Origin of the sequence: Aminobacter sp. HY435 (assembly GCF_027568395.1) — a bacterium.
In the GTDB taxonomy this organism is placed as follows: domain Bacteria; phylum Pseudomonadota; class Alphaproteobacteria; order Rhizobiales; family Rhizobiaceae; genus Aminobacter.
Map to the genome: position 1 here is coordinate 1 of NZ_JANKZL010000024.1, position 2354 is coordinate 2354.

General features: G+C 64.0%; 2 protein-coding genes and 1 pseudogene. All 3 read left to right on the plus strand.

Annotated elements, in window-relative coordinates; translation table 11 throughout:
• A pseudogene (locus PCJ21_RS22035) lies at window positions 1-311 on the plus strand (Re/Si-specific NAD(P)(+) transhydrogenase subunit alpha); the annotation flags it as partial.
• Window positions 308-733 carry a proton-translocating transhydrogenase family protein gene (locus PCJ21_RS22040; RefSeq protein WP_269933566.1) on the plus strand — a complete coding sequence of 142 codons (426 nt, stop codon included), beginning with the start codon at window positions 308-310 and terminating at the stop codon, window positions 731-733. The pseudogene PCJ21_RS22035 and the gene PCJ21_RS22040, both read left to right, overlap by 4 nt.
• Window position 734: 1 nt before the next feature.
• Window positions 735-2132: an NAD(P)(+) transhydrogenase (Re/Si-specific) subunit beta gene (locus PCJ21_RS22045; RefSeq protein ID WP_269933567.1), complete on the plus strand. Its 1398-nt coding sequence runs from the start codon at window positions 735-737 to the stop codon at window positions 2130-2132.
• Window positions 2133-2354 lie beyond the last annotated feature (222 nt).

Genomic DNA, 2354 nt, shown 5'->3' on the forward strand with positions numbered 1-2354 from the left:
TCGCCTTCCTCGAGACCATGGTCGACAAGGCCGCAAAGCAGATCGCCATCAACCGCGACGACGAACTGGTCAAGGCGACGATGCTGACCGATGCCGGCAAGATCGTCCATCCGAACTTCGCCAATGCCGCCGCTGCCGCGGCTGCGGACAAACCCAAGCCGATCGTTGCCGGCCAGAACCGCGGCGACGACCCGGCGGCTGACGGTGCGGCCTCGAAGGCTGAGCTCAAGAAAGCCGCTGCCAAGTCGGAAAAACCGGCCGCTGCCAAGAAATCCGCTGCCAAGAAGTCGTCCAAGCAGGGAGACGCATGATGGAAGGTCTTCAGAAAGCTCTCGACCAGCTCGACCAGGCGGTTGAAGCGGTCCGGCTCGGGGTCCAGGACCTGGCCACTGCGCAAGGTGCGGCCGATGCCGCCGGCGGCGTGGCCCATGCCGTATCAGGCGGGGCGGTCGATCCGTTCGTGTTCCGCTTCGCGATCTTCGTGCTCGCCATCTTCGTCGGCTACTACGTCGTCTGGTCGGTGACGCCGGCGCTGCATACGCCGCTGATGGCCGTCACCAACGCGATTTCCTCGGTCATCGTGGTCGGTGCGCTGCTTGCCGTCGGCATTGCCGCCTCCGGCCTTGCCACCGGCTTCGGCTTCGTCGCCCTGATGCTGGCTGCGGTCAACATCTTCGGCGGCTTCCTCGTCACCCAGCGCATGCTGGCCATGTACAAGAAGAAGGACAAGTGACGTGACCCTTAACATCGCTTCGTTCCTCTATCTCGTCTGTGGCATCCTGTTCATCCTGGCGCTGCGCGGCCTGTCGCATCCGACCACCTCCCGCCAGGGCAACACCTACGGCATGGTCGGCATGGGCATCGCCATTCTGACCACGCTGGCGCTGGCCAAGCCCTCGGCAACCGGCCTCGGCCTGATCGTGCTTGGCCTTGCCATCGGCGGCGGCGTTGGAGCTGTCACCGCGCGCCGCATCGCCATGACCTCGATGCCGCAGCTGGTCGCCGCCTTCCACAGCCTCGTCGGCATGGCCGCCGTGATGGTGGCGGCCGCCGCGATCTATGCACCTGAAAGCTTCGGCATCGGCGCCGTCGGCGCGATCCACGGCCAGGCCCTGGTCGAGATGAGCCTCGGCGTCGCCATCGGCGCCATCACCTTCACCGGCTCGGTCATCGCCTTCCTCAAGCTCGACGGCCGCATGTCGGGCAAGCCGATCATGCTGCCGGGCCGTCACCTCATCAATGCCGCGCTTGGCATTGGCCTGGTTGTGCTGATCGTGCTGCTCGTCACCACCCAGTCGACGACCATCTTCTGGCTGATCGTTGTGCTGTCGCTGGTGCTCGGCGTGCTGCTCATCGTTCCGATCGGCGGCGCCGACATGCCCGTCGTGGTCTCGATGCTCAATTCCTATTCGGGCTGGGCGGCAGCGGCACTCGGCTTCACGCTCGGCAACCTGGCACTGATCATCACCGGTGCGCTGGTCGGCTCGTCGGGTGCGATCCTCTCCTACATCATGTGCAAGGGCATGAACCGCTCGTTCATCTCGGTCATTCTCGGCGGCTTCGGCGGCGAGACGGCCGCGGCTGTCGACGACGGCATCCAGCGCACGGTCAAGACCGGTGCCGCCGACGACGCCGCCTACCTGATGATGAACGCCCAGAAGGTCATCATCGTGCCGGGCTACGGCATGGCGGTGGCGCAGGCCCAGCACGCACTGCGTGAAATGGCCGACAAGCTCAAGGCCAACGGCGTCGAGGTGAAGTATGCGATCCACCCCGTCGCCGGCCGCATGCCCGGCCACATGAACGTGCTGCTCGCCGAGGCCAACGTGCCCTATGACGAGGTCTTCGAGCTCGAAGACATCAACTCGGAGTTCGCCCAGGCCGACGTCGCCTACGTCATCGGCGCCAACGACGTGACCAACCCGTCGGCGCGCGATGACAAAAGCTCACCGATCTACGGCATGCCGATCCTCGACGTCGACAAGGCCCGCACCTGCCTGTTCGTCAAGCGTTCGCTCGGCTCCGGCTATGCCGGCATCGACAACACGCTGTTTTACAAGGACGGCACCATGATGCTGCTCGGCGACGCCAAGAAGATGACCGAAGAAATCGTCAAGGCGTTTGATCACTGAGCCAGGCTCGGCCATCCGACATCAAACAACGACCAAAAGCCCGGCAAACACGCCGGGCTTCTTGCTTCTTGGGGCAGCGCGGAAACTGGGCTGGAACAGCGGCAGCAGCCGAGAACTAGAGCGGCGAGCGTTCTGATTGAATCGAATGGGATTCCTGAGAACTGGATTTCGTGATTCACTTCGGTTGGAGGTGATTTGCGATGACCCGTTCCTATTCGCTTG

What these genes read in the sequence shown, in the direction of transcription:
- PCJ21_RS22040 (WP_269933566.1), top strand. Translation starts at nt 308, where the DNA reads ATGATGGAAGGTCTTCAGAAAGCTCTCGACCAGCTCGACCAGGCGGTT.